The sequence below is a fragment of the Streptomyces sp. NPDC014006 genome (genome assembly GCF_043088925.1).
Lineage (GTDB): Bacteria > Actinomycetota > Actinomycetes > Streptomycetales > Streptomycetaceae > Streptomyces.
In genome coordinates this window covers 23,922-43,372 of sequence record NZ_JBICAJ010000021.1, presented here as the reverse complement: position 1 = coordinate 43,372, position 19,451 = coordinate 23,922, and the positions used below count along the sequence as shown (strand labels likewise).

The 19,451-nt window shown below is 69.4% G+C and carries 15 protein-coding genes and 4 pseudogenes; 10 read left to right on the top strand and 9 right to left on the bottom strand.

The window, feature by feature from the left end; genetic code table 11:
- Position 1 precedes the first annotated feature (1 nt).
- The 5 genes and pseudogenes from ACF1GV_RS39510 to ACF1GV_RS39490 all read right to left on the bottom strand — a co-directional run.
- On the bottom strand, positions 2-1,708 hold the full coding sequence (locus tag ACF1GV_RS39510; protein WP_391691414.1) for a thiamine pyrophosphate-binding protein: 1,707 nt from the start codon (positions 1,706-1,708) through the stop codon (positions 2-4).
- A gap of 763 nt (positions 1,709-2,471) precedes the next feature.
- Positions 2,472-4,004, bottom strand: coding sequence for a serine hydrolase domain-containing protein (locus ACF1GV_RS39505; RefSeq protein ID WP_391691412.1), 1,533 nt, complete (start codon positions 4,002-4,004; stop codon positions 2,472-2,474).
- Between the two features lie 103 nt (positions 4,005-4,107).
- Entirely contained in the window at positions 4,108-5,973 is a 1,866-nt protein-coding gene (locus tag ACF1GV_RS39500; protein ID WP_391691409.1) for an alpha/beta fold hydrolase, read from the bottom strand.
- 242 nt (positions 5,974-6,215) lie between these two features.
- A pseudogene (locus ACF1GV_RS39495) lies at positions 6,216-6,490 on the bottom strand (transposase family protein); the annotation flags it as partial.
- A 198-nt stretch (positions 6,491-6,688) separates the two neighbouring features.
- Positions 6,689-6,790: pseudogene (locus ACF1GV_RS39490) on the bottom strand (AraC family transcriptional regulator); the annotation flags it as partial.
- A 735-nt stretch (positions 6,791-7,525) separates the two neighbouring features.
- On the opposite strand from ACF1GV_RS39490, the gene ACF1GV_RS39485 reads away from it, so the two are divergent.
- The gene (locus tag ACF1GV_RS39485; protein ID WP_391691407.1) at positions 7,526-7,741 is read left to right on the top strand and encodes a hypothetical protein; all 216 of its coding nucleotides are present in this window, start codon (positions 7,526-7,528) and stop codon (positions 7,739-7,741) included.
- A 65-nt stretch (positions 7,742-7,806) separates the two neighbouring features.
- Positions 7,807-8,007: a hypothetical protein gene (locus ACF1GV_RS39480; protein ID WP_391691405.1), complete on the top strand. Its 201-nt coding sequence runs from the start codon at positions 7,807-7,809 to the stop codon at positions 8,005-8,007.
- A gap of 189 nt (positions 8,008-8,196) precedes the next feature.
- Here ACF1GV_RS39480 and ACF1GV_RS39475 read toward each other — a convergent pair whose 3' ends face one another.
- A complete protein-coding gene (locus tag ACF1GV_RS39475) occupies positions 8,197-8,610 on the bottom strand; it encodes a VOC family protein (RefSeq protein ID WP_391691402.1) in 414 nt (137 codons plus the stop codon).
- Complete coding sequence (locus ACF1GV_RS39470) at positions 8,607-9,191, bottom strand: dihydrofolate reductase family protein (protein WP_391691479.1); 585 nt, start codon at positions 9,189-9,191, stop codon at positions 8,607-8,609. The genes ACF1GV_RS39475 and ACF1GV_RS39470 overlap by 4 nt, the downstream gene beginning before the upstream one ends.
- 368 nt (positions 9,192-9,559) lie before the next feature.
- On the opposite strand from ACF1GV_RS39470, the gene ACF1GV_RS39465 reads away from it, so the two are divergent.
- Complete coding sequence (locus tag ACF1GV_RS39465) at positions 9,560-9,799, top strand: hypothetical protein (RefSeq protein WP_391691399.1); 240 nt, start codon at positions 9,560-9,562, stop codon at positions 9,797-9,799.
- Between the two features lie 72 nt (positions 9,800-9,871).
- On the opposite strand, the gene ACF1GV_RS39460 is transcribed toward ACF1GV_RS39465, so the two are convergent.
- A complete protein-coding gene (locus tag ACF1GV_RS39460) occupies positions 9,872-10,318 on the bottom strand; it encodes a MarR family winged helix-turn-helix transcriptional regulator (protein WP_391691396.1) in 447 nt (148 codons plus the stop codon).
- Positions 10,319-10,485: 167 nt separating this feature from the next.
- On the opposite strand from ACF1GV_RS39460, the gene ACF1GV_RS39455 reads away from it, so the two are divergent.
- The 6 genes and pseudogenes from ACF1GV_RS39455 to ACF1GV_RS39430 all read left to right on the top strand — a co-directional run.
- Positions 10,486-11,982 (top strand): MFS transporter, encoded by a 1,497-nt coding sequence (locus ACF1GV_RS39455; RefSeq protein ID WP_391691393.1) that lies wholly within the window; start codon positions 10,486-10,488, stop codon positions 11,980-11,982.
- 34 nt (positions 11,983-12,016) lie between these two features.
- Positions 12,017-12,808: a maleylpyruvate isomerase family mycothiol-dependent enzyme gene (locus ACF1GV_RS39450; protein ID WP_391691390.1), complete on the top strand. Its 792-nt coding sequence runs from the start codon at positions 12,017-12,019 to the stop codon at positions 12,806-12,808.
- A gap of 611 nt (positions 12,809-13,419) precedes the next feature.
- Positions 13,420-14,658: an Ig-like domain-containing protein gene (locus tag ACF1GV_RS39445; protein ID WP_391691387.1), complete on the top strand. Its 1,239-nt coding sequence runs from the start codon at positions 13,420-13,422 to the stop codon at positions 14,656-14,658.
- A 66-nt stretch (positions 14,659-14,724) separates the two neighbouring features.
- A pseudogene (locus ACF1GV_RS39440) lies at positions 14,725-14,811 on the top strand (transcriptional regulator); the annotation flags it as partial.
- Between the two features lie 498 nt (positions 14,812-15,309).
- Positions 15,310-15,948, top strand: a complete 639-nt coding sequence (locus ACF1GV_RS39435; protein ID WP_391691384.1) for an NADPH-dependent F420 reductase — start codon at positions 15,310-15,312, stop codon at positions 15,946-15,948.
- 57 nt (positions 15,949-16,005) lie between these two features.
- Positions 16,006-16,282, top strand: a pseudogene (locus tag ACF1GV_RS39430) (DUF4158 domain-containing protein); the annotation flags it as partial.
- A 67-nt stretch (positions 16,283-16,349) separates the two neighbouring features.
- Here ACF1GV_RS39430 and ACF1GV_RS39425 read toward each other — a convergent pair.
- Positions 16,350-17,624, bottom strand: a complete 1,275-nt coding sequence (locus ACF1GV_RS39425; RefSeq protein WP_391691381.1) for a geranylgeranyl reductase family protein — start codon at positions 17,622-17,624, stop codon at positions 16,350-16,352.
- Between the two features lie 467 nt (positions 17,625-18,091).
- On the opposite strand from ACF1GV_RS39425, the gene ACF1GV_RS39420 reads away from it, so the two are divergent.
- Complete coding sequence (locus ACF1GV_RS39420) at positions 18,092-19,447, top strand: chloride channel protein (protein ID WP_391691379.1); 1,356 nt, start codon at positions 18,092-18,094, stop codon at positions 19,445-19,447.
- The last annotated feature ends 4 nt before the right edge of the window (positions 19,448-19,451 follow it).

Here is a 19,451-nt window from a genome sequence, read left to right as displayed (position 1 = left end):
ATCAGCCCTCCTCCGGCTCGTAGGGGCGGAAGGCGGGGTAGGTCCAGGCGTTGACGCTCCGGTCGATGGGGACGTCGAAGAGAGCGGGCGTGCGGCCCTCCAGCGTTTCCGCGACGTGCTTGGCGAGCTCTTCCAAGCCGGTGGTCCGCTCGGCCGGCAGGCCCAGACCGCGAGCGACCTGGGCATAGTCCGACGGCCCGAAGTCCACGCCGATGGTCCGGTTGTCGTAGTGGACGATCTGTTCCTGACGGATGTTGCCGTAACCAGCGTCGTTGAGTACGACAACCGCGACACGGCCCCCCACCCGCACCAATGTCTCCAGCTCCGCCAGGCTCATGCCGAGCGAACCGTCCCCGACCAGGGCCACGACGGGGCGCTCGGGGGCGGCCACAGCGGCCGCGACGGCGGCGGGGACGGCGAAGCCCATGTTCCCGAAGCCCACCGGCTTGATGTAGCTGCCCGGCTGCCGGATCTGCCACAGGTACGACCACACACCCGGATTCCCCGCGTCCGGAATGAGCAAGGTCTCGTCGGGCGCGGACGAGCGCAGCCGCAAGACGACGTCCGCGGGGGACAGACCGTCCGTGTGCGCCGGCGCCACGGCGCCCGGCTCCTGCCACCACAGCTCTTCGGCCTGTTCCAGCTCGGCTATCCAGGCCGAGCGGCGGGCGGAGAACTCGTCGGCCCGGCCGGCCAGCAGCGTGTGGAGTTCCTCCAGTGTGGCCTTCGCGTCCGCGACGACCCCGATGGTCCGGCGGCCGTAGTAACGGCCCAGCATGGCGGGGTCCAAGTCGATCTGGATCACCTGTGGCAGGTCCATCCGCCACCTGCCCGTCGAGACGGCGTTGAGGCTGTTGCCCACCGCGAGCACCAGATCGGCGTCGGCCATGACACGGCTGGACAGCCGGGTGCCCATCCGGCTCAGCGCCCCGAAGACCAGGGGATGCGTGGTCGGCACGGTACCGATGCCGTTGAACGTCGTGATCACCGGTATCCGCAGGGTCTCCGCCAGCGCCAGCGCGGCCCCGCCCGCGCCGGAGCGGTTGCAGCCGTTGCCCAGCCACAGCACCGGCCGCTCGGCCCGCGCGAGCCGCCCGGCGACATCCGCCAGTGCGCGGACATCGGCGCGCGGACGCTGCACCACCCACCGGCGCATCGGATGCTCCCCCTCGGGCACAGCAGCGTCCGCATCGGCCACCGGCCCCTCGATGGTGTCCCGGGCGAAGTCCAGATGAGCCGGCCCCGGATTGCCGGACATCGCGTTCAGATAGGCCTCCTCCACGGCCTGGCACAGTGCGCTCGGATGCGCCACCAGGCGGCTGAATTTGGTCAGGGGCCGGAACAGCTCGACGTGATCGGCGTTCTGGGCGTCGTCCCGGTGGATGTTCTCACCGGCGTTGTTGCAGGTCAGCACCAGCATCGGGCTGGAATCCCGAACCGCCCCGCCCACCCCGGTGAGCAGGTTGGTCGCCCCCGGGCCCGTCGTGGCCAGGCAGACTCCCGGCGTCCCCGTCAGCCGGCCGTAGGCGTCCGCCATGACGGCCGCCGCGTTCTCATGCCGGGCGGTGATGAACTCGATCACGGAGGAGGCGAGGATCGCGTCCGTGATGGAGAGCGTCTGGCCACCCGGCACCCCGAAGACCGTCCGGACGCCCAACGACTCCAGCATTCTCACGACCAGCTCTCCACCGGTGACCGACCCAGACATGACCCCTGCCTTCGTCCGCACCCCAAAGCGAAATCTATCTAGTTGTCTAGATATTTCCATTGAGAGCACATACAGGGCATATGTCAAGTAAGGAAGGGAGGAACGATCTGCCGCCGTCCCGGGCGGTGGGCGCTCATGCCTGCCTGTATCGGACGCTCGGGGCTCCGCGCGCACTCTCGGGCGCTCCACCCGGCCAGGGGCCCCTCACGGCCCGCGGCACTCCCGTCGGCTGGCGCTACATGGCTACGGGCCGGGTGCCCCTTGCTGACCGCGTGCGATGACCGGGCACAGCGTCGCTGCGAGCGGCGCGAGTCTGTTCCGGTTTGGCGGACGGTGCCGTTGGAGGTGAGGCGGTCGACGATGGCGCGGAGCCTGATCCCGAGCCGAAGCGGAAACCGGCTGACGGGACTTCAGGAACCTCCCTGCCCGTCCGTGAGCAGCACCGGGCAGGCGGGCGGACCAGCGAAGTCCCTCTCGGGTGAGGTCCCGCGACGGACCGGGTCATGTTCCGAAGTCTGGACGTGTTCTCCTTGTCGGAACGCGAGGTCGTGCGACTCATGCGCGAGCACACCGCAGCCGGGCGGAACCAGAGGATCCTGGCACGGTCCATCCTCACCCTGTCAGCTGTCAACCGGACCTCTCGCCCTGCTCCGGCACCACCGTCGTCCGTGCGGCCACGGCCACCACGCTCGGCTGCCCCCACACGGCGCCCATGGCCTCCATCACGGTCCCCGTAGGTTCCGCCGTCCTCCGTTCGTGTCCGTCAGGGCATCTGGTGGCGGTGCAGCCGTCCGTGGTTGCGCCACCAGGCCACCTTCCCGTCGGGTCCGCGCACGAAGTCGGAGCGGGTGCCGATCGGTCTGCCGTCGGGGTCGAGGTCCAGTGCGAAGTCCTCCCGGTAGAAGGCGACTCCGACCTCGCTGGTCTGGTCCTCGACCGCGTCCTCTTGGTCGGTGGCGACTCCGGGGTCTCTGGTTGAGTGTTGGACCGTCTGGGTACCGCGCAGCCGTCCGTCGTGCCGGGCCAGTTCGATGACGGCGTCCTCCACGGCGCCCTTGTCGTTGATGCGCTGTGCCATGTAACGGCCCTCGTAGGGTGCCAGTTCCTGGCCGCTCAAGGCCTTGGCAGTGGCCGGCAGGTTGGTCACCCCGGCGAACCGGCTGAGGGCCCAGTCGTCGGTGAACAGTTCGTCCCTGAGCCGGGTCCCGCCTTCCGAGTTGGTCAGCAGGGTCAGTGCGAAGCCGCGGCTGGGAACCATCACGAAGCCCGAGATCTGGCCCGGCCAGGTCCCGCCGTGCTGCACGATCCGTGGTCCCTGCGCCGTCGGGCGCAGCATCCAGGTGACTCCCATGCCGTCGAGTTCCACGACCAGCGTGCCGCCAGGGCCGGGTCGGGAGCGCATTTCTTCCAGCGATTGTCTGCTCAGCAGTCGTGTGCCGTCGGGGGCCGTGCCGCCTCCGAGATGGAAGCGGGCCCAGCTCAGCTGGTCGCGCACGCTGGAGATCAGGCCGCCGGTCGGCGCGAGGCTGCGCGGCTGGGGCCAGAAGGACGGCTCCAGCACGGCCTTGCCGTCGACGACGTTGTGTGACGCCGCGACGTTGAAACCCACGATCTCGTCACTAAAGAAGCGGCTGCGGTGGAGCCCCAGCGGATCGATGACCAGTTTGCGCACCGCCGCCTCGTAGGCCGTGCCCGTCACCACCTCGATGATCCGGCCGGCCACGCACAGCGCCGCGTTGTTGTAGGCGAACACCTCTCCCGGCACGGTCAGTTGCGGCAGCCGGGCCATTGACGCGACGAAGCGGGCCAGCGCGTCGTCGCCCGGACCGAAGGCCTGGTAGTCGTCGCCCAGCCACCCGGCACTGTGGTTGAGCAACTGCCGCACGGTGACCTGCGCCGACGCATACGGGTCGGCCACCGCGAAATCGGGGAGGTAGCGGCGCACCGGGGCGTCCAGCTCGACCTCGCCCCGCTCGACCAGCCGCATCATTGTCGTGCCGGTGAAGGTCTTGGTGGTCGAACCGACCCGGAAGACGGTGTCACCGTCCACCGGGACCGGATGGTCGACATTGGTGATCCCGTACCCCTTGACGTACTCCTGGCCGTCCAGGAGCACACCCACCGCCGCTCCGGGAATCGCGTACGCCCGCATGGCCGCCTCGATCTTGGCGTCGAGGGCGCTGAACAGCGAGGTCTCCGTGCCGCCGGCGTCGCCGGTGCCGCCGCCGTGGACAGCGGATCGCGGGGACGCGGCCGACGTCGCCGCCGGCCCCAGCGAGACGGTCGCGCAGCCCACCGCTGCCGCAGTGCTCAGAAAGCCGCGGCGAGACCACCGCGAGGGCCCGGGAAGTCCAGGCGACGCGGAGCGCACGGTGTCGGAGCCGTCCGACAGCAGGTCCTCATCCACCGGTACCGGCTCCCTCGCTGTCGATGACGAACGGCGCCGGTTTCACGGAGCTCACGCATCGGGTGTCCGGGTTCTCAGGGTCGTCGAAGAAGGAAGTGATCACCTTTGCTCCGCACGGGTGGTCGAACGTCCCGTGGGCGACACCGGCCAGGGTCACCACCGTGGAGCGAGAGAGAGTCCGGGCGACATAGCGCCCCCACTGAGCCCCGGTCTGGGCGTCGAAACTGCCGGAGATGGCAAGGGTGGGGATGCTGCTCCGAGTGACCGCACGAACCGAGTCGGGTGCCTTCGGGACGTCCCAGGCCTGGCACGCCTGCCGCAGGAACGGCAGCTGCGGCGCCTGTGCCAGGACCGAGCGGGGGAGTTCGGGAAAGGCCCGCAGCCCCTTGGTGAGCTGCTCGCCGGGGGTCTCGAACGGAACCCATTCGCTGCACCAGACGCTCAGCGACAACCCGTGAGCGAACATCCCTTGCGAGCCGGGAAGCCAGGCGGCCGCCCACTGCTCGGCGATGCGCTCGGGGTGGCCGTGGGCCAACTGGTCCACGTCCGACGGGAAAGTGCCGGGGGCGTGACTGGCACGAACCAGCCAGTTCAGCAGCGCCCCGCCGTCGAGGACCACCTTCACCGTTCCGACCTGCGGAACCGTCACGTGCGTGGTGACCGGATGGGCCTCCAGCTGACGCACCATGCGCAGGAAGGTGGCACCGACGTCCGGGTAGCGCTGCCGGCAGGAGGGCTGGGCCGCGCAGGCGCTCACGATGTTGTCGAACGACTCTCTCATGCTGCTCCACGTCCACCCGGGCGTCGCCACGGATGGCGGTACGACGCCGTCGACGGTCACGGAGCGGATCCCTTCGGGAAACATGCGCATGTAGGTCAGCGCCAGTTGCGTCCCGTAGGAATGCGAGAGGACGTTCCACTGCCGGATGCCCAGGGCCCTGCGAAGATCCGCCGCGTCGGCGGCGTTCTCGCTGGTGTTGTACGCAGCCGGATCGACTCCCTGGGATGTCAGCCGCTCGCGGCACCGGGCCGCCGCCTGGGCGTATCGGTCTCCGGTGGAGGGTGCGTCGTAGAGGAGGTGGACGCGCTCCCCGTAGAACCGGTCGATCTCAGGACACGTCAGCGGCCGCTGGGACGAGAACGTACCGCGCTGGGACAGGACGACCAGGTCACGGTCGCGGTTCAGCCCGGCCTCGGTGAGTTCCGATATGTTCCCCAGGGCGTCCGCGCCGGGCCCGCCGGTGAAGAACACGATCGGATCGGGGCGCGGCCTCGGCGATGCCGAGCGGACGAGCGCAACGGCCAGGCGAAGGGTTCGCGTGGAGGGATGGGCCCGGTTTTCCGGTACGACGAGGAAGCCGCAGCGGGTGGCCTTCAGTATTCCGTAGGTGGTCGGACATGGAGCGGGCTCGAACCGCGACGACGGCTGTGCCCACGCGGGCGGGGACTGGGGCAGGGCGAGCACGGTCCCCGGAAAGATCCAGTGGCCCCGGTCACTGGAGGCGTATGCGTGCCGACGGGCCTCATCCTCGATCGTCCGCCGGTTGAGGGCGTAGACGGTGTCCCACCGCAGTGCGTTGCCCAGGGTCTGCTGGGCGATGTCCCAGAGCGTGTTTCCGGAGGCGACGGTGTGCGTGCCGGCCTTCGCGCGTGGGAGCAGGGGCGCACCGGTCGTCCGTCCCGGCGGCAGACCGGGCTTCGGCCCGCTGATGAGCGGGGGGTCGCCCTCCCTCGCTGCGGGCTTCTGGCGGGCGGTTTCCAGGCCGGACGTGCCGTGGGCCGGGGCCGCGCACAGCACCGTCAAGCCGACCAGGAACATGGCAGCTGCGGCAGCCGTGCCGCGGTTGCGTATGGGCATGTCGTCCTTCCGAACCGGTACCGGTGGCAACGCACCGGCACCGATCGAACTCGTCACCAAATGGTTGAGGTCGTCAGACGCCATGCTGCGAAGACCAACCGTGCCCCGCACTCCAGCAGGCCCAATGGGGTCATACACGCGCCCGCCGGCGGCGACGGTGGCGTCGCTGAGCGGCGACCGCGGGCCGCAGAGAGCCAAGGGCCGAAAGAGTTCCCGAACCGCGTGTCACGTTCCGACGGCGCCCGGCCGAACCGTCTGCGGGGCTGGAACGCGAGCGACGGCCGAGGTCGTCGATGATGCCGCCGGCCGCCGACTTCGACACCTCGAACAGCGGCGCCAAGTGGCGCAGCGTGAGGTTCGTGCGCCAGTACGCGGCGACGAGGAACACTCGGTCCTCCAGCGGCATGGCGCGCCCCCCTCCAGGGTCCAGGTGGCAGCGCGCCTGCCTTGGTGACAACTGGCTGTCGCGGGTAAGGACGTTGTTGACGGCATCGGCAGGCAGACAAGAAGCGGCCATGTCCGTCCTTGTCTCAGACTGTCGGGTCCCAGAGTCCGCCGGCCTCGCCACGGGCAAGGTGTTCGGCGTAGACGCCGCGTCGCCGACCGCCGGGGTGGCCAGTGCCCTGGACCAGGAAGGGGGTTCGGCCTGCGGCCGGGCGCACCAGGCGCGCAGCGCCAGCACGAGTGCGAGGGCCGGCAGACGGTCCAGGACGGCGTCCTGGCCGGGATCCTCGTGGGCTGCCTCGGTGGCGAGCAGGTCCAGCGCCGCCCGGGTGGTGCGTGGTCCGGCGGGCACGACGGCCAGGGGCGGGAGCATGCTCAGCAGTCGCTCGCCCACGTCGCCGCGGAGTTCATAGGCTCACCGCAGCAGGGTGGTGGCGCCAGGCAGTCCGTCCCCATAGGTGCGGGGTGCCAAGTTCTGCCGGGCCGCCGTCCCGCTGTCGACGACGTGCTTCCTTCCGCCTCGGATCACCACCTGCGGCGGGGTGTCCGGGGAGTCGGCGATCGTATACCGGTCGGTGCCGCTGATCAGGGCGATGTCCCCGGCGCCAAGCGCACCGGCGCGGCCTGCGGGCCGTCGTCGACCCGGACCGACGCGTGGCCGCCGAGGGTGGCCACGACCGTGAGCGAAGGAGCGTCGGCGAAGGTCATCGACCATGGCGGCCGCTGGATCAGCTGTGCCGGATCTGCGCGTTCCTCGCACGGGCCCGGTGCAGCAGATCGCTCAGGACGTCCATGCCGGTCACGCTAGACGATCACAAAGGCATCGGCGACGTTCTCCCATGGATCGTCTGTGTCCACCGAGGTTGTCTGGAGGGCATGAAGAACATCCTCGTTCTCGGCGGCACCGGCACGACCGGCCGCCGTATCGCCCGCCGCCTGACGGCCATGGGCCGACCCGTCCGCACCGCGTCACGCACCGGCAGCGACGCCCACGTCGACCTGGACGACCCGGCGACCTGGGCCCCCGCCCTCGGGCGCCGCCGCTGTCCACCTCGTAGAGCCCCACCTGCAGCCCGGCTCGGACCACCAGGCGCGTATCCCGCGCCTGGTGACCGATGCGGTCGCCGCGGGCGTGCGCCGGCTGGTGCTGCTCGCCGCCCACGGCGTCGGCCGGGCCGACGACGCCCACCCGCTCAAGCCGCCGAACGGGCCGTACGCGACTCCGGTGTCGACTGGACCATCCTGCAATCCGACTGGTTCGCACAGAACTTCAGCGAGTCCTTCTGGCATCGGTTTCAGCGAGGCGGTCGGCCGGCTGACCTGATCGCCGCCGCCACCGGTCGGACGGTCCGTCACCTCGAGGTCGGCCCCGACGCCTTCGTGGACCGCATGGTCGCCGCAGGCGTGGCCGCGGACGTCGCTCGCCTGCTCACCGGCCTGCTCGTGGACATCCGCGACGGCCGGGGGGCGGACGTCTCCGACGGCGTTGAACGGGCGCTCGGCCGGCCGCCCACGTCGTTCAAGGACTTCGTCGCCGAGGCTGGCGCCGCAGGTTACTGGAGCTGCCCCGCCACCGACAGCCCGGCTTGACCGGCGGCCGTGTGCCGACGCTGGCACTCAGAGGTTCGCCGGCCCCGGTGATAGCTCGGTGATGACATGAGCTCCCCATGGGCCGCCGGGCCGCCGGGCCGCCGCAGTCTCCAGGGGACCGCATCGCCGGCTCGTGCCGCGTCCCGCCCGTCCCGAGGGGAAGCATCTTCGCCCCGCTCACCCGACCGATCAGGGGAAGTCCGCGGCGGTGATGCCGTCGGGGTGTCCAGGCGGCCACTCCACCAACTCGATCCGGTAGCCGTCCGGGTCGGTGAGCCACGACGTCTTCGGGCCGTGAGGGCCGCCCGGGTTCTGGACAGGTCCCGGCTTCAGGCCGGCGTCGGTCAGGCGTTCCAGGGTGGCGGCCAGTGTGTCCACCTGGATCGCGAGGTGGTCGAAACTGCTGCCCACGTCGACGCGTCCGCCGGCGGGGCGGTGGACCAGTTCGAGCGAGGCCGCCGGTTCGCCGGGGAACTTGAGGATCACGAGGTGACTCCGGTCGCCGGCCTCGACCCTGCCCAGCTCGACATAGCCCAGGGCGGTGTAGAAACCGAGCGAGCGGTCCAGGTCGGTGACGCGGTAGGAGACGAAGAGCGTCTTCACGCGGCCTCCTTCGGCCGGCGCACTCGGTAGCGCAGGTGCGTGACGTCTCGGTCCTCGAGCCGTCGGACGAGGTCGAGTTCGATGTGATCGTCACCGAGGTGGTCGAACAGCCGTCGGCCGTTCCCGAGGAGGACCGGAACCAGGTGGATCTCCATCTCGTCCATGTGCCCGGTTCGGAGGAGCGCTTGGGCCGCGGCCGCACCATGGACCATGACCGGCCGGTCCCCGGCAGCCGCGCGAGCCTGACGGGCGCAGTCCTCGACGTCGGTGACGAATCGCGCGTGGCCGGGTGGCACGTCCCCGTCATCCACCTGGTGGGTGAGGACGAAGATCGGCACACCGTCGTGGTGGTCGCCCTGCCAGCGCCCGGCGAGTTCGAAGGTCCGACGGCCGGAGATCACCGCGCCGGTCGCCAGCGCCTCGCGATAGACCTGTCCGCTGGGACCGTCGGATTCCCGGTCGTCGAGCCAGTTGAAAAGACGTCCACCGGCGCGTCCGAGCTCCTGGCCCGGCCGATCGTCCGGACCGGCGACGAAGCCGTCGAGCGACATCGACATGTACAGCCGAATCGGAGTGCTCATTCTGGTTTCCATCTCCTCGCGCATGGCATGCGGTTGCTCCGCTTTTCGCCCCATCGGGGCGGGAGTGCCGAAGTGGAAGACTTCAGGCAGCAGGCAAACTCATCGCCCTGTACCCGCGACGGGCCTTGCGCTGGGCCGGGACCGCCGGGACCGTCCGGGCGTCAGCCCGAAGGCGGTGTCCCGTACGGCCTTCGAGAGCCCTGGCGACAGCTCCGACTTCGCCATCGTCGCGCCCGCTCCCTGCGCGAAGTCCAGCCGTCCGCTGAGCGGTCCGCACCGCCCGGCCCTTCTTCGACGCGAAGGTGATCGTCTGGGTGAAGGCGGCATGACCCGCCCGCTGGGTCCGGAGCAGAAGGTCAGCACCAGGGATGCGGCGGCGAGCACCGCAGCGGTACGACCACCTGCGTGGCCGGCTCTCCGAGCAGGGGCTGCCGGTCATCCCCGCCGAGCTCGTCGCGGACACGGTGCTGCGGATCGTCACCGTGGACGGCACGGGGGAGTGCTGGTTCATCCAGGTCGGCCGTGCCCCGGAGCCGTTCCGTTTCCGTAACGTGCCGGGTCCGGGCAAGCCCGCCGACGTCGCCGTACGTCGAGAAAACGTGCCCTGAGGCGCCGGGCAGCTCGCCCTCTGTGGTGAGCTGCCCGGCCGCGGCCGCTTCGGGGCAGGCCCGTGGGCGACCTCAGGGTCGGGCGGCGGGAGCGGGCTGCCTGGTGAAGACTCGCTCCAGCAGGACGCCCAGGGTGTGCTGCTCCTGTTCGTCCAGTGTGTCCAGTCCCGCGAGCGTGTGGTGCATGTTGCTGCGGATCACGTCGATGACCCGCTCGCCTTCCGCGGTGAGGACGACGTTCTTGACGCGCCGATCGGAGGCGCTCGGTTCCCGGCGCACCAGGCCACGTTTCTCCAGCCGGTCGACGATCCCGGTCATGTTGGAGGCGTCGCAGGTCAGGGTGGTGGCCAACGTGCTCATCGAGGACGGTCCCCGGCGCAGCACAGTGAGTGTCTTGCCCTGGCTGGCCGTGAGGTTCTCGCCGGCGGCGGCCACCGTGAAGTCGCCGTAGTAGGCGGCCAGTGACACCGAGAGCAGCTCCATGAGCCGGGCGGAGTCGACGCGGGGGAGTGCTGTCATGTGCGTCACCCTACGCCGGAAAACTTGACGATCTCAAATATTGCTGGCTACGGTCATCGGCAATTGCTTGAAGTTCTCAAGTTTCCACGTTGTCAAGTTTCGTTCTCCCCCAGCTTCGGCGTGCTCTGCGGTCGCCGAGGCCGAGGTCTCACCAAGGAAGAGATTCCGTGTCACAAGCACCGCGCACGGCGGGCCGGAGGCGCGCACCGGACAGCGTGCTGGTCCTCACTCTGGGGCTCGCCGCGATGGTCGTCTCGATGATGCAGACGTTGGTCGTCCCGATCCTGGGCATCATCCAGAAGGATCTCCAGGCCACCACTGCGAACGTGAGCTGGGTGACCACCGCCACGCTTCTGTCGGCCGCCGTCTTCACCCCGCTGCTCGGCCGCTTCGGCGACCAGCACGGTAAGAAGAGCACCCTGGTCGGTGTTCTGCTCGTGATGGTCGCAGGCTCGGTGCTCGCCGCCACGACCACCTCGCTGACCTGGCTGATCGTCGGCCGAGTCATGCAGGGAGCGGCGACCGCGATCTTTCCGCTCGCCCTCTCCCTCCTGCGCGAGGAGATCGAACCAGCGAAACTGCCCGGTGCCATGGCCCTGGTCAGCGGCACCCTCGCGTTCGGCAGCGGGCTCGCGCTGGTCGGCGCGGGACTCCTCACACGGGGCACCGACCCCGACTACCACCGGGTCTTCTGGCTCGCGGCGGCGCTCGCGATCGTGGCGCTCGCAGGCGTGTGGTTCGCGGTGCCCGCTTCCCGGGCGGCAACGGGAGGGCGGACGGACTGGCTGGGCGCGGTCACCTTGGGGGCGCTGCTCGTACTGCTGCTCCTGCCGGTCTCGCAGGGACACGCATGGGGATGGACGTCCAGCCGTACCCTCGGCTCCTTCGCCGGGGCGGTCGTCATGGCAGCGGTGTGGGTCATGACCGAGAGCCGGGTCAAGGAACCCATGGTGGACATGGAGATGTTCACCCACCGGCCCGTTCTGTTCACCAACCTGGCCGGTCTGTTGCTGGGTTTCGCGATGTTCGCCCAGTTCATCGGCGTCTCCTACCTCGTCCAGGTGCCCGAGGACATCGCGGGCTACGGCTTCGGCGCCAGCGTGCTCGGAGCGTCCGTCGTGTACCTGCTTCCGACCACCCTCGTGTCGCTCGTGGGCTCACAGTTCGGCGGTGTGCTGGTGCGCCGGCTCGGCGCGCGCGTCACCCTGGCCGCCGGGGCCTGCTTCGGCGTGGTCGGATTCACGTGGCTGACCGTGGCGCACGAAAGGTCTGCCTCGGTGATCGGCGCGGGCATGGTCATCGGTCTCGCGATCAGCTTCGGTTACGCCGCCATGCCCGCCCTCATCGTGGCGAGCGTTCCCGCCCACCAGTCCGGCATCGCCAACGGCATCAACTCCATCTCCCGCTCGGTCGGCAGCGCCGTCGCCAGCGCGGTGATCACCACGCTGCTGGCGTCGAAGACCATCCCGCTGCCGGACGGCATGCCCGCACTGCCCCAGGAGAGCCAGTTCACGATCGGCTTCGCGATCGCCGGCATGGCCTTCGGCCTGGTGGTCGCCGTTTCGCTCGTCGGCATCAAGTCGGCGCACGCGCCTCGCACACCCGTCCTGAGGAAGGCCTCCGAAAGCCGTTCCCGGGCCGTCCTCGACCAGCCGTCCGGCTGACCCGCACCTTCCCGGAAAGGCACTCACGATGAACATGTCCGACCACACCCGCCACGCATCCCTCGCCCCGCAGGTCGATCACCGCGCGGCGGTCGCGGCGGAGACCGCACGGTTCGTCGCCACGATCAGCGACGCCGACCTGACCACCGCTGTGACCAGCTGCCCCGGCTGGACACTGGCCGACCTGGTCAAGCACACGGGCAGCGTCCAACGCTGGTTCTCGGTCCTGCTGCGGTCGCGTATCCAGGAGCCCCCGCGCACGCGTGAGGTGGACCTGCGGCTCCCGGAGCGGGAGGACGGATACCCCGACTGGCTGGCCGAGAGCGCGACCGTGGCCGCCGACGCCTTCGCCGCCACGGACCCGGACCTGCCGATGTGGGCGTGGGGCGTCGACCAGCACGCCCGCTTCTGGGCCCGCCGCATGCTCTTCGAGACGCTGCTGCACAGGGCCGACGCCGAGCTCGCCCTCGGCCTCCGGCCCGCGATCGACCGTTCCCTCGCCGTCGACGGCATCGACGAGTTCCTCGTCAATCTGCCCTTCGCCGCCTCCTTTGCCCCTAAGGTGGCCGACCTGCGCGGCCCCGACAGGACCATCCGCTTCCGCACGACCGACGGCGACGACGCCTGGCTCGTTCGCCTGCGGCCCGACGGCTTCGGCCTGGACGCGGCCGGCGCAGCCGCGGAAACCGCTGACGCGACCGTCCGGGGAACCGCAGCCGACCTCATCCTGCTCGTCTACGGCCGCCTGTCCTACCGTGCGCAGGCCTTTGCTCACGAGGGGGACGAGGACCTGCTGACCCACTGGTTCGCCAACTCCGCCTTCTGAACGGCCTCCGCGCCGACCTGGAGCTCCTGCGCCGCATTCAGGAGAAAAGAGGTTCGGTGCTCACGCAGAGGGAGAATTCCCGTTCGTAGAGCTGCTCGTTGTGTTCGTCGACGAAGAACTCGCGTCCTGCATGAGTTGTTCGCGGTAAACCGTCCCGGCCTCGTACACGGCCTCGACGGCTGGTTCCGCCGGCGGTGCCGGCGACCACCACCAGCTCAACGGGCGGCGGAGGAGCCGGCACCTAGGATGCGACCGCCTCGGCCCCGTCCGGCTCATGGCCGGGCGGCGGCTCCAACGGCTCCTCGCGGGAGGCCGAGCTCGCCGCGCTGCGGTCCTACCGGCGGGCCACGGGCCACCTCGCGCCGCGGCAGGATCCGGTGTGGGGCAAGGTGTGTCTTGCGCTGCCGGCGCACCCCACCGCCCCAAGCGAGAAATCCTTGGTGACGCCGGCCTGGTGCACCGCACCCGGCCAGCTCGCATTGCGAGTGGGTGTCCTTCACCACAATTCGCCCGATCAGGGCGAGTGAATGCGTATAAGTGATTTACGGACTGATTCCACTCCTGAGGTGACCAGTTCCAGAGCTCGTGGAACCAACGGCAGGGAAAAGCGCTTGATCACGGCACGTAAACGACGCACCAGTCTGACCGCTGCGGTCGGCGTCATCGGCGGCGTGCTCGCGGCTGCCGCCCTCAGCGGTACCAGCAGTGCTGCCACCGGCGGGAATCATGCCGGGAGCCGCCCGACACCGCAGACCACGGTGAAACAGACGGTCGCCCAGGACGCTTCCGACGCGCGGATAAAGATCACTCCCGGGCAAGGCGCCCACGACGTTGCGATCAGCTACCCCGTCAAGGTCACCGTCAGTAACGGCAGGCTCACGAAGGTGACCATGACCGCCGTCGCGACCGGCGCCGAGATCCCGGGCACCCTGTCCGCGGACGGGACGTCCTGGAAGCCGGACGGCCGACTGGAGCGGGCCACCAAGTACCAGGTCGCCGCTGAGGCCGAAGATGCCCAGCACCGCTCCGCCACCGAAAATGCGACGATCACCACGGTCTCCCCGGCCAACGACTTCATCGGGCACGTCTCCCCGGAGAACGGCTCCACCGTCGGCGTCGGCATGCCGGTGACGGTCGACTTCGACACGGCGATCAGCGACAAGGCCGCCATGCAGTCGCGAATCCAGGTCGAATCCAGCAGCGGTCAGCGGGTCGTCGGCCATTGGTTCGACGACGGCCGCCTGGACTTCCGCCCGCAGAACTACTGGAAGCCCGGCTCCACCGTCACCGTCAAGCTCTACCTTCACGGCGTCCGGAAAACGGTCACATTCAAGGTCGGCCGCAGCCAGATCAGCACGGTCGACGCCGGGACGAAGAGGATGACCGTCGTGCGCAACGGCAGGACGATCAAGACCATCCCGATCTCGTCCGGCAGTGCCGAGCACCCGACGTACAACGGTCAGATGGTGATCTCCGAGAAGTTCCGGCACATCCGTATGGATGGCGCGAGCGTCGGCCTCACGGAGAAGAACGGCAAACCCTCTTACAACATCGAGGCCGTACCGCACGCCATGCGCCTGACCGACTCGGGCACCTTCATCCACGGCAACTTCTGGGGTGCCGACTCTGTCTTCGGCAAGGTCAACACCAGCCACGGTTGCGTGGGCCTGAAGGACGCCAGGAGCGGTGACGGCAAACAGCCCGCCGCGTGGTTCTTCGACAACTCGATGATCGGTGACGTCGTGATCGTCGAGAACTCCCAGGACAAGACGATGCTGGCCCCGGACAACGGCCTCAGCGACTGGAACATGCCGTGGAGCGAGTGGGTCGCGGGCAGCGCGACCAACTGACGTCAGGTCGTCTTCCACAAGTTCGGACGAGGACGGCCAGACTTTCACGTTCCGCCACTTCCGCCGCTGGACGACGCCTGGGTGAACGACGTGGGCGTCGATCTCGGCTCCCAATGGGGCGAGTACGTGACCAACGTCGGCTTCGCCGCCTGATGCGGCCGTGACGGCCGTCTTGCCGCGGTTCCGGCGGGTGACGCTCCACAGTGCTCATCAGGCCCTCCGCCGAGGCACGACCAGACGGCCAGGCGCGTCACCTTTTCCCGGTCGGAGGAGCCTGATCCGTAGCCGCCGCGAGCAGGCTCGTCAGCATCGGCAGCCCGCCGACTCTGGTGTTGGCGGCGACATCCGGGAAACATTTGTACCGGATCGGTCTCTCAGGCTCCGTTCATCGACGGCCATCGCCGGTACACGTTCGCTCCCCGTGGCCGCAGCATCAGCCGGACAGGGCGGCACTGAGGGGTGCCTCGCGCCACGCTGTCGGACGCAAGGGTGACGCGTGGAGCTTCGGCGTATGCAAGCGGCGCGCCGCGGGATAGGTATGCAGCTGCGCCAGGCGGTGTCCTGATGGCACTTCGGGAAGGGCTTTACCCGACCTCGGTTCGCTGGCCGGACACACTGCCGCTCACCCCAGCCCGACCGGAAGGCAGCAACTTGAAGATCAACATCGTGGGCCCGGGCAACATGGGCCAGGCCATCGCCGCCCGCGCGCTCACCGGCGGCCACGGCGTGTGCCTCGTCCACCCCGACGCCGACCGCGGCCGAGCGGCAGCCACCGAGCTGAAGCAGCGCTTCCCAGACGGCGAAACCGACTCGGCCACTGCAGTGCAGGCGGCCGACATGACCGTGCTGGCTCTGCCTTATGGCGTGACGCTGGAGGTCGCAGGATCCGCCCGTGCCACGCTGTCCGGGCAGGTCGTGGTGGACATCTGCAATCCTGTCGACTTCTCCACGATGGACTCGCGGGTGACGCCCGCCGACACGTCGGCGGCCGAGCAGCTCCAGCAGATCGTCGGCACGGACACGAAGGTCGTGAAGGCGTTCAACACCACCTTCGCCGGACTGCTCACGGCAGGTGAAGGCCACGGCTTCCCGCTCGACGTACTGATCGCCGGAGACGACGCCGCTGCCAAGGCCAAGGTCGCGGAGCTGGTCTCCTCCGGCGCGATGCGCCCCTTGGACGTCGGCCCGCTGCGCCGCGCCCGCGAACTCGAGGCGTTGGGTTTCCTGCACATCTCCGTCCAGCAACCCCTGGAGCTGGACTGGCAGAGCGCTATCAAGATCCTCCCCTGACGGAGCGGACGGGCCCATGGGCCTGGCGGTGCTGGTACTGCCCCGCACCAACCGTTATTGACGGATGCACAGGCTGCGGCGTACGAAGGGCCGCCGGTCGGGTCCGGAGTGGGAGCGGTTCTTGTTCCCGGACGACGTGGATCGGGCGCTGATCGAGCCGAAGCGGCAGGCGCACAACCGGCTGGACTTCACGGCCCAGCACACGACCGCGCGGTATCTCGGGGTGTTTCTGGACGCCCCGACCGAAGTGCCGGCGGAGGCCGCCGACTGTCTCGCCGAGCAGCTCGGCATCGCGGACGCGTCGGTACTGAAGACGTACGGCAGTCGGGAGAACAAGCCTGGGGACCGTGGGCAGAGGTGAGGTTGCCCCTGGAGAACACCGTCTCTGTCGGCGGCAACGCTCACGCCGGTGGTACCAGGCGTTGCAACGCGGTGATCACACGGTCGAGCGCGTCCTCGCTGTACGGGTCGGAGAGATTGGTCCACAGCTTGAACATGAGGGCACGCAGAGCCGGGAGACGCATGCTGTTGGTGGCGACGGCTTCCATGATCGCGGGTCGGTTGAGAGCTCGCACGATGAGGCGTCCCAATGTGAAGTAGCTGCCGTAGGAACTGCGGACCACGTGAGGGTAGGACTGGAGAACCTGCTCACGCTGAGCGGCGGTGGGCTGGGCGAGAGCACGGGTGATGGTTTCGGCACTGAGACGACCGGATTCCATGGCGTAGTCGATGCCCTCGCCGCTGAGCGGGTTGATCATCCCACCGGCATCGCCGGTCAGCAGCACGCCCCGTGTGTACTGCGGATGCCGGTTGAAACCGGCCGGCAGGGGAGCTCCACGGACCGGGCTGATGGCGTGCGCCTCGTCGAAATGCCACGCCGCGGGCAAGCGCTGCGTCCACTCCTCCAGCATGCGCCGGTGGTCCACGTCCGGTTTGTGCCCCACATGAAAGGTGCCGAGACCGACATTGAAGGTGCTGCCGCCGACGGGGAAGATCCACGCGTAACCGAACGGCATGTACGTGCGCCCACTCCGGTTGCGAGTCTTCAGGTCGAGCCAGATCTCGAGGTGGTCGTCGTTGCGGCGCTCGGCGGTGTAGTAGCGGCGCACGGCCACACCCATGGGCCGGTCGATGCGCTGGTGCAGACCGAGTGCGACGGCCAGGCGGCTGGAAGCACCGTCTGCGGCGACGACCACCGGCGCCCGGTAGGTGCGGCTCATGCCGCCATGCTGGGCGATCACGCCGACGACACGACCGGTCGCAGCGTCGAAGACGGGTTCGGTGACCTTGGTTGCCTCCAGTAGGCGGGCCCCGGCCGCCGCTGCGTGACGGGCCAGGAGCTGGTCGAAGTCCTCACGGGTCCTGACGAGACCAAAGGCGGGGAAGGAGGCCACCGTGGGCCAGGACATCTCCACCGTGTTCCCGACTCCATGAACGCGCAGACCCCCGGTGCGCACCCAGCCGTCGCCGTCGATGCCGAGCCCCATCACGGTCAGCTCTTTCACGGCCCGGGGTGTCAGTCCGTCCCCGCAGATCTTGTCCCGGGGGAACGCTGCTTTCTCCAGCAGCAGGACGCTGTGGCCCGCCGCGGCCAGGTAGTAGGCGGCGGTCGATCCGGCTGGGCCGGCACCGACGACGATCACGTCTGCGGAATCATCAGCGGCAGGGGAAGGCATGGGCATCTCCTTCTGTTCCGGCAGAACTGCCGGAGTGGCGGGGCCGCCGTGTGTAACCGGACCCCGAGGTTTTGGTCACGCCGTCCTCAAGGGACGCTGGGGCCACCGGGCCGCCACGTGCTGACATCGAGTGGAGCCGATTCGACGATTGACGTGGCACATGCGCATCCGATCGCGAGGCTCGAAGGACAGCAGACGCACCACATGCTCCGGTGCCGATGATCGAGCTCACACGGCCCTGCACCAGCTGTGGTGCCGGACGAGGCGCCGGCGAATGCGGTCGGCAGCGATACGACGCGCTGCACCCAGCCGTTCAGACCTGCGTGTCATGCGATTGATCGATCGGTGCATCACATCGGCGAGCCGCTGACGGGCAGGGCGGGGAAGACACCGACCATTGAAGAAAGGCCGGCCATGGGCCGGCCACGTCGACCGGCTCGGAATCACAGCTCTGAGGAGACGACTTCATGCCATCGGAGGCACCGGCCGGAAGCCCCGCCGTGAGGGCGGCCGCAGACCCTTACGCCCCGCTGCGGTCCAACAACTACCTGGCGCTTCTTTTGATCACGGCCTTGTTGGGCGTCGCCCTGTCGGCCGGCGCCTACGGCTTCTTGCAGGCAGTGTCGCACCTCCAGAGCGCGCTGTACTCCGACCTCCCGGAGGACCTGGGATTTCACGGGGCGCCGATCTGGTGGCCGCTGCCCTTGCTGGTCACGGCGGGCCTGCTGGTGGCAGGGGCCGTCCAGTACCTGCCCGGCAACGGCGGTCATCCGCCGGCCGAAGGGCTCAGTACGGAGGGTGCCCCGACCGCTTCGGCACTGCCCGGCATCCTGCTCGCGGCGCTGGCTTCACTCGCCTTCGGCGCGGTGATCGGGCCGGAGGCACCGCTGATCGCGCTTGGTGGAGGTGTGGCGGTGTACGCCGTTCGTCTGCTGCGGCCCGGCACCGACGCCAAGACCCAGCGGGTGATCGGCGCCGCTGGAAGCTTCGCAGCCATCAGCGCGCTGTTGGGGTCGCCGCTGCTGGGAGCGTTCCTGCTGATGGAGGCGGCCGGACTGGCCGGTCCGGTCATGGGTGTGGTCCTGCTGCCAGGCCTGCTCGCCGCGGGAGTCGGCTCACTCGTCTTCACCGGCCTCGGCTCGTGGACCGGCCTTGGCACGGCCACGTTGTCGATCCCCGACCTTCCGGAGGTGCATGCCCCGGACATCGCCCAGTTCGGCTGGGCTCTCGTCGTCGGGTTGGCGGCGGCGTTCACCGGCACCGGCGTGCGCCGTCTCGCGCTTTGGGCCCAACCGTACGTGAACCAGCGGAGGCTGCTGCTGACACCGCTGGCCGGCCTGCTCGTGGCGGGGCTCGCCATCGCCTACGCCGAGGGGTCGGGCAAGAACGCTTCCGACGTGCTGTTCTCGGGGCAGGTTGCGTTGCCCGGCTTGCTCACGCACAACGCGACCTACTCCGCAGGCGCGTTGACCCTGCTGCTGGCGTGCAAGTGGCTAGCCTATGGGGCGTCACTGGCTGCCTTCCGCGGCGGACCGATCTTCCCTGCGATGTACCTGGGCGCTGTGGGCGGTATCGCCCTGTCCCACCTTCCAGCACTACCCGTCATCGCCGGCGCCGCCATGGGCATCGGGGCGATGTCGGTAGCCATGCTGAGGCTGCCGATGACGTCCGTCCTGCTCGCCACGCTGCTGCTGGGGCGGGACGGCGTGACCGTCATGCCGCTGGTGATCGTGGCCGTCGTCCTGTGCCACGTCGTCACGGCCCGACTGACCCCGGCCCCGCGCCCCGGTGTCCGCACCCCCGAGACATCCTCGTCGGGCTGACGCG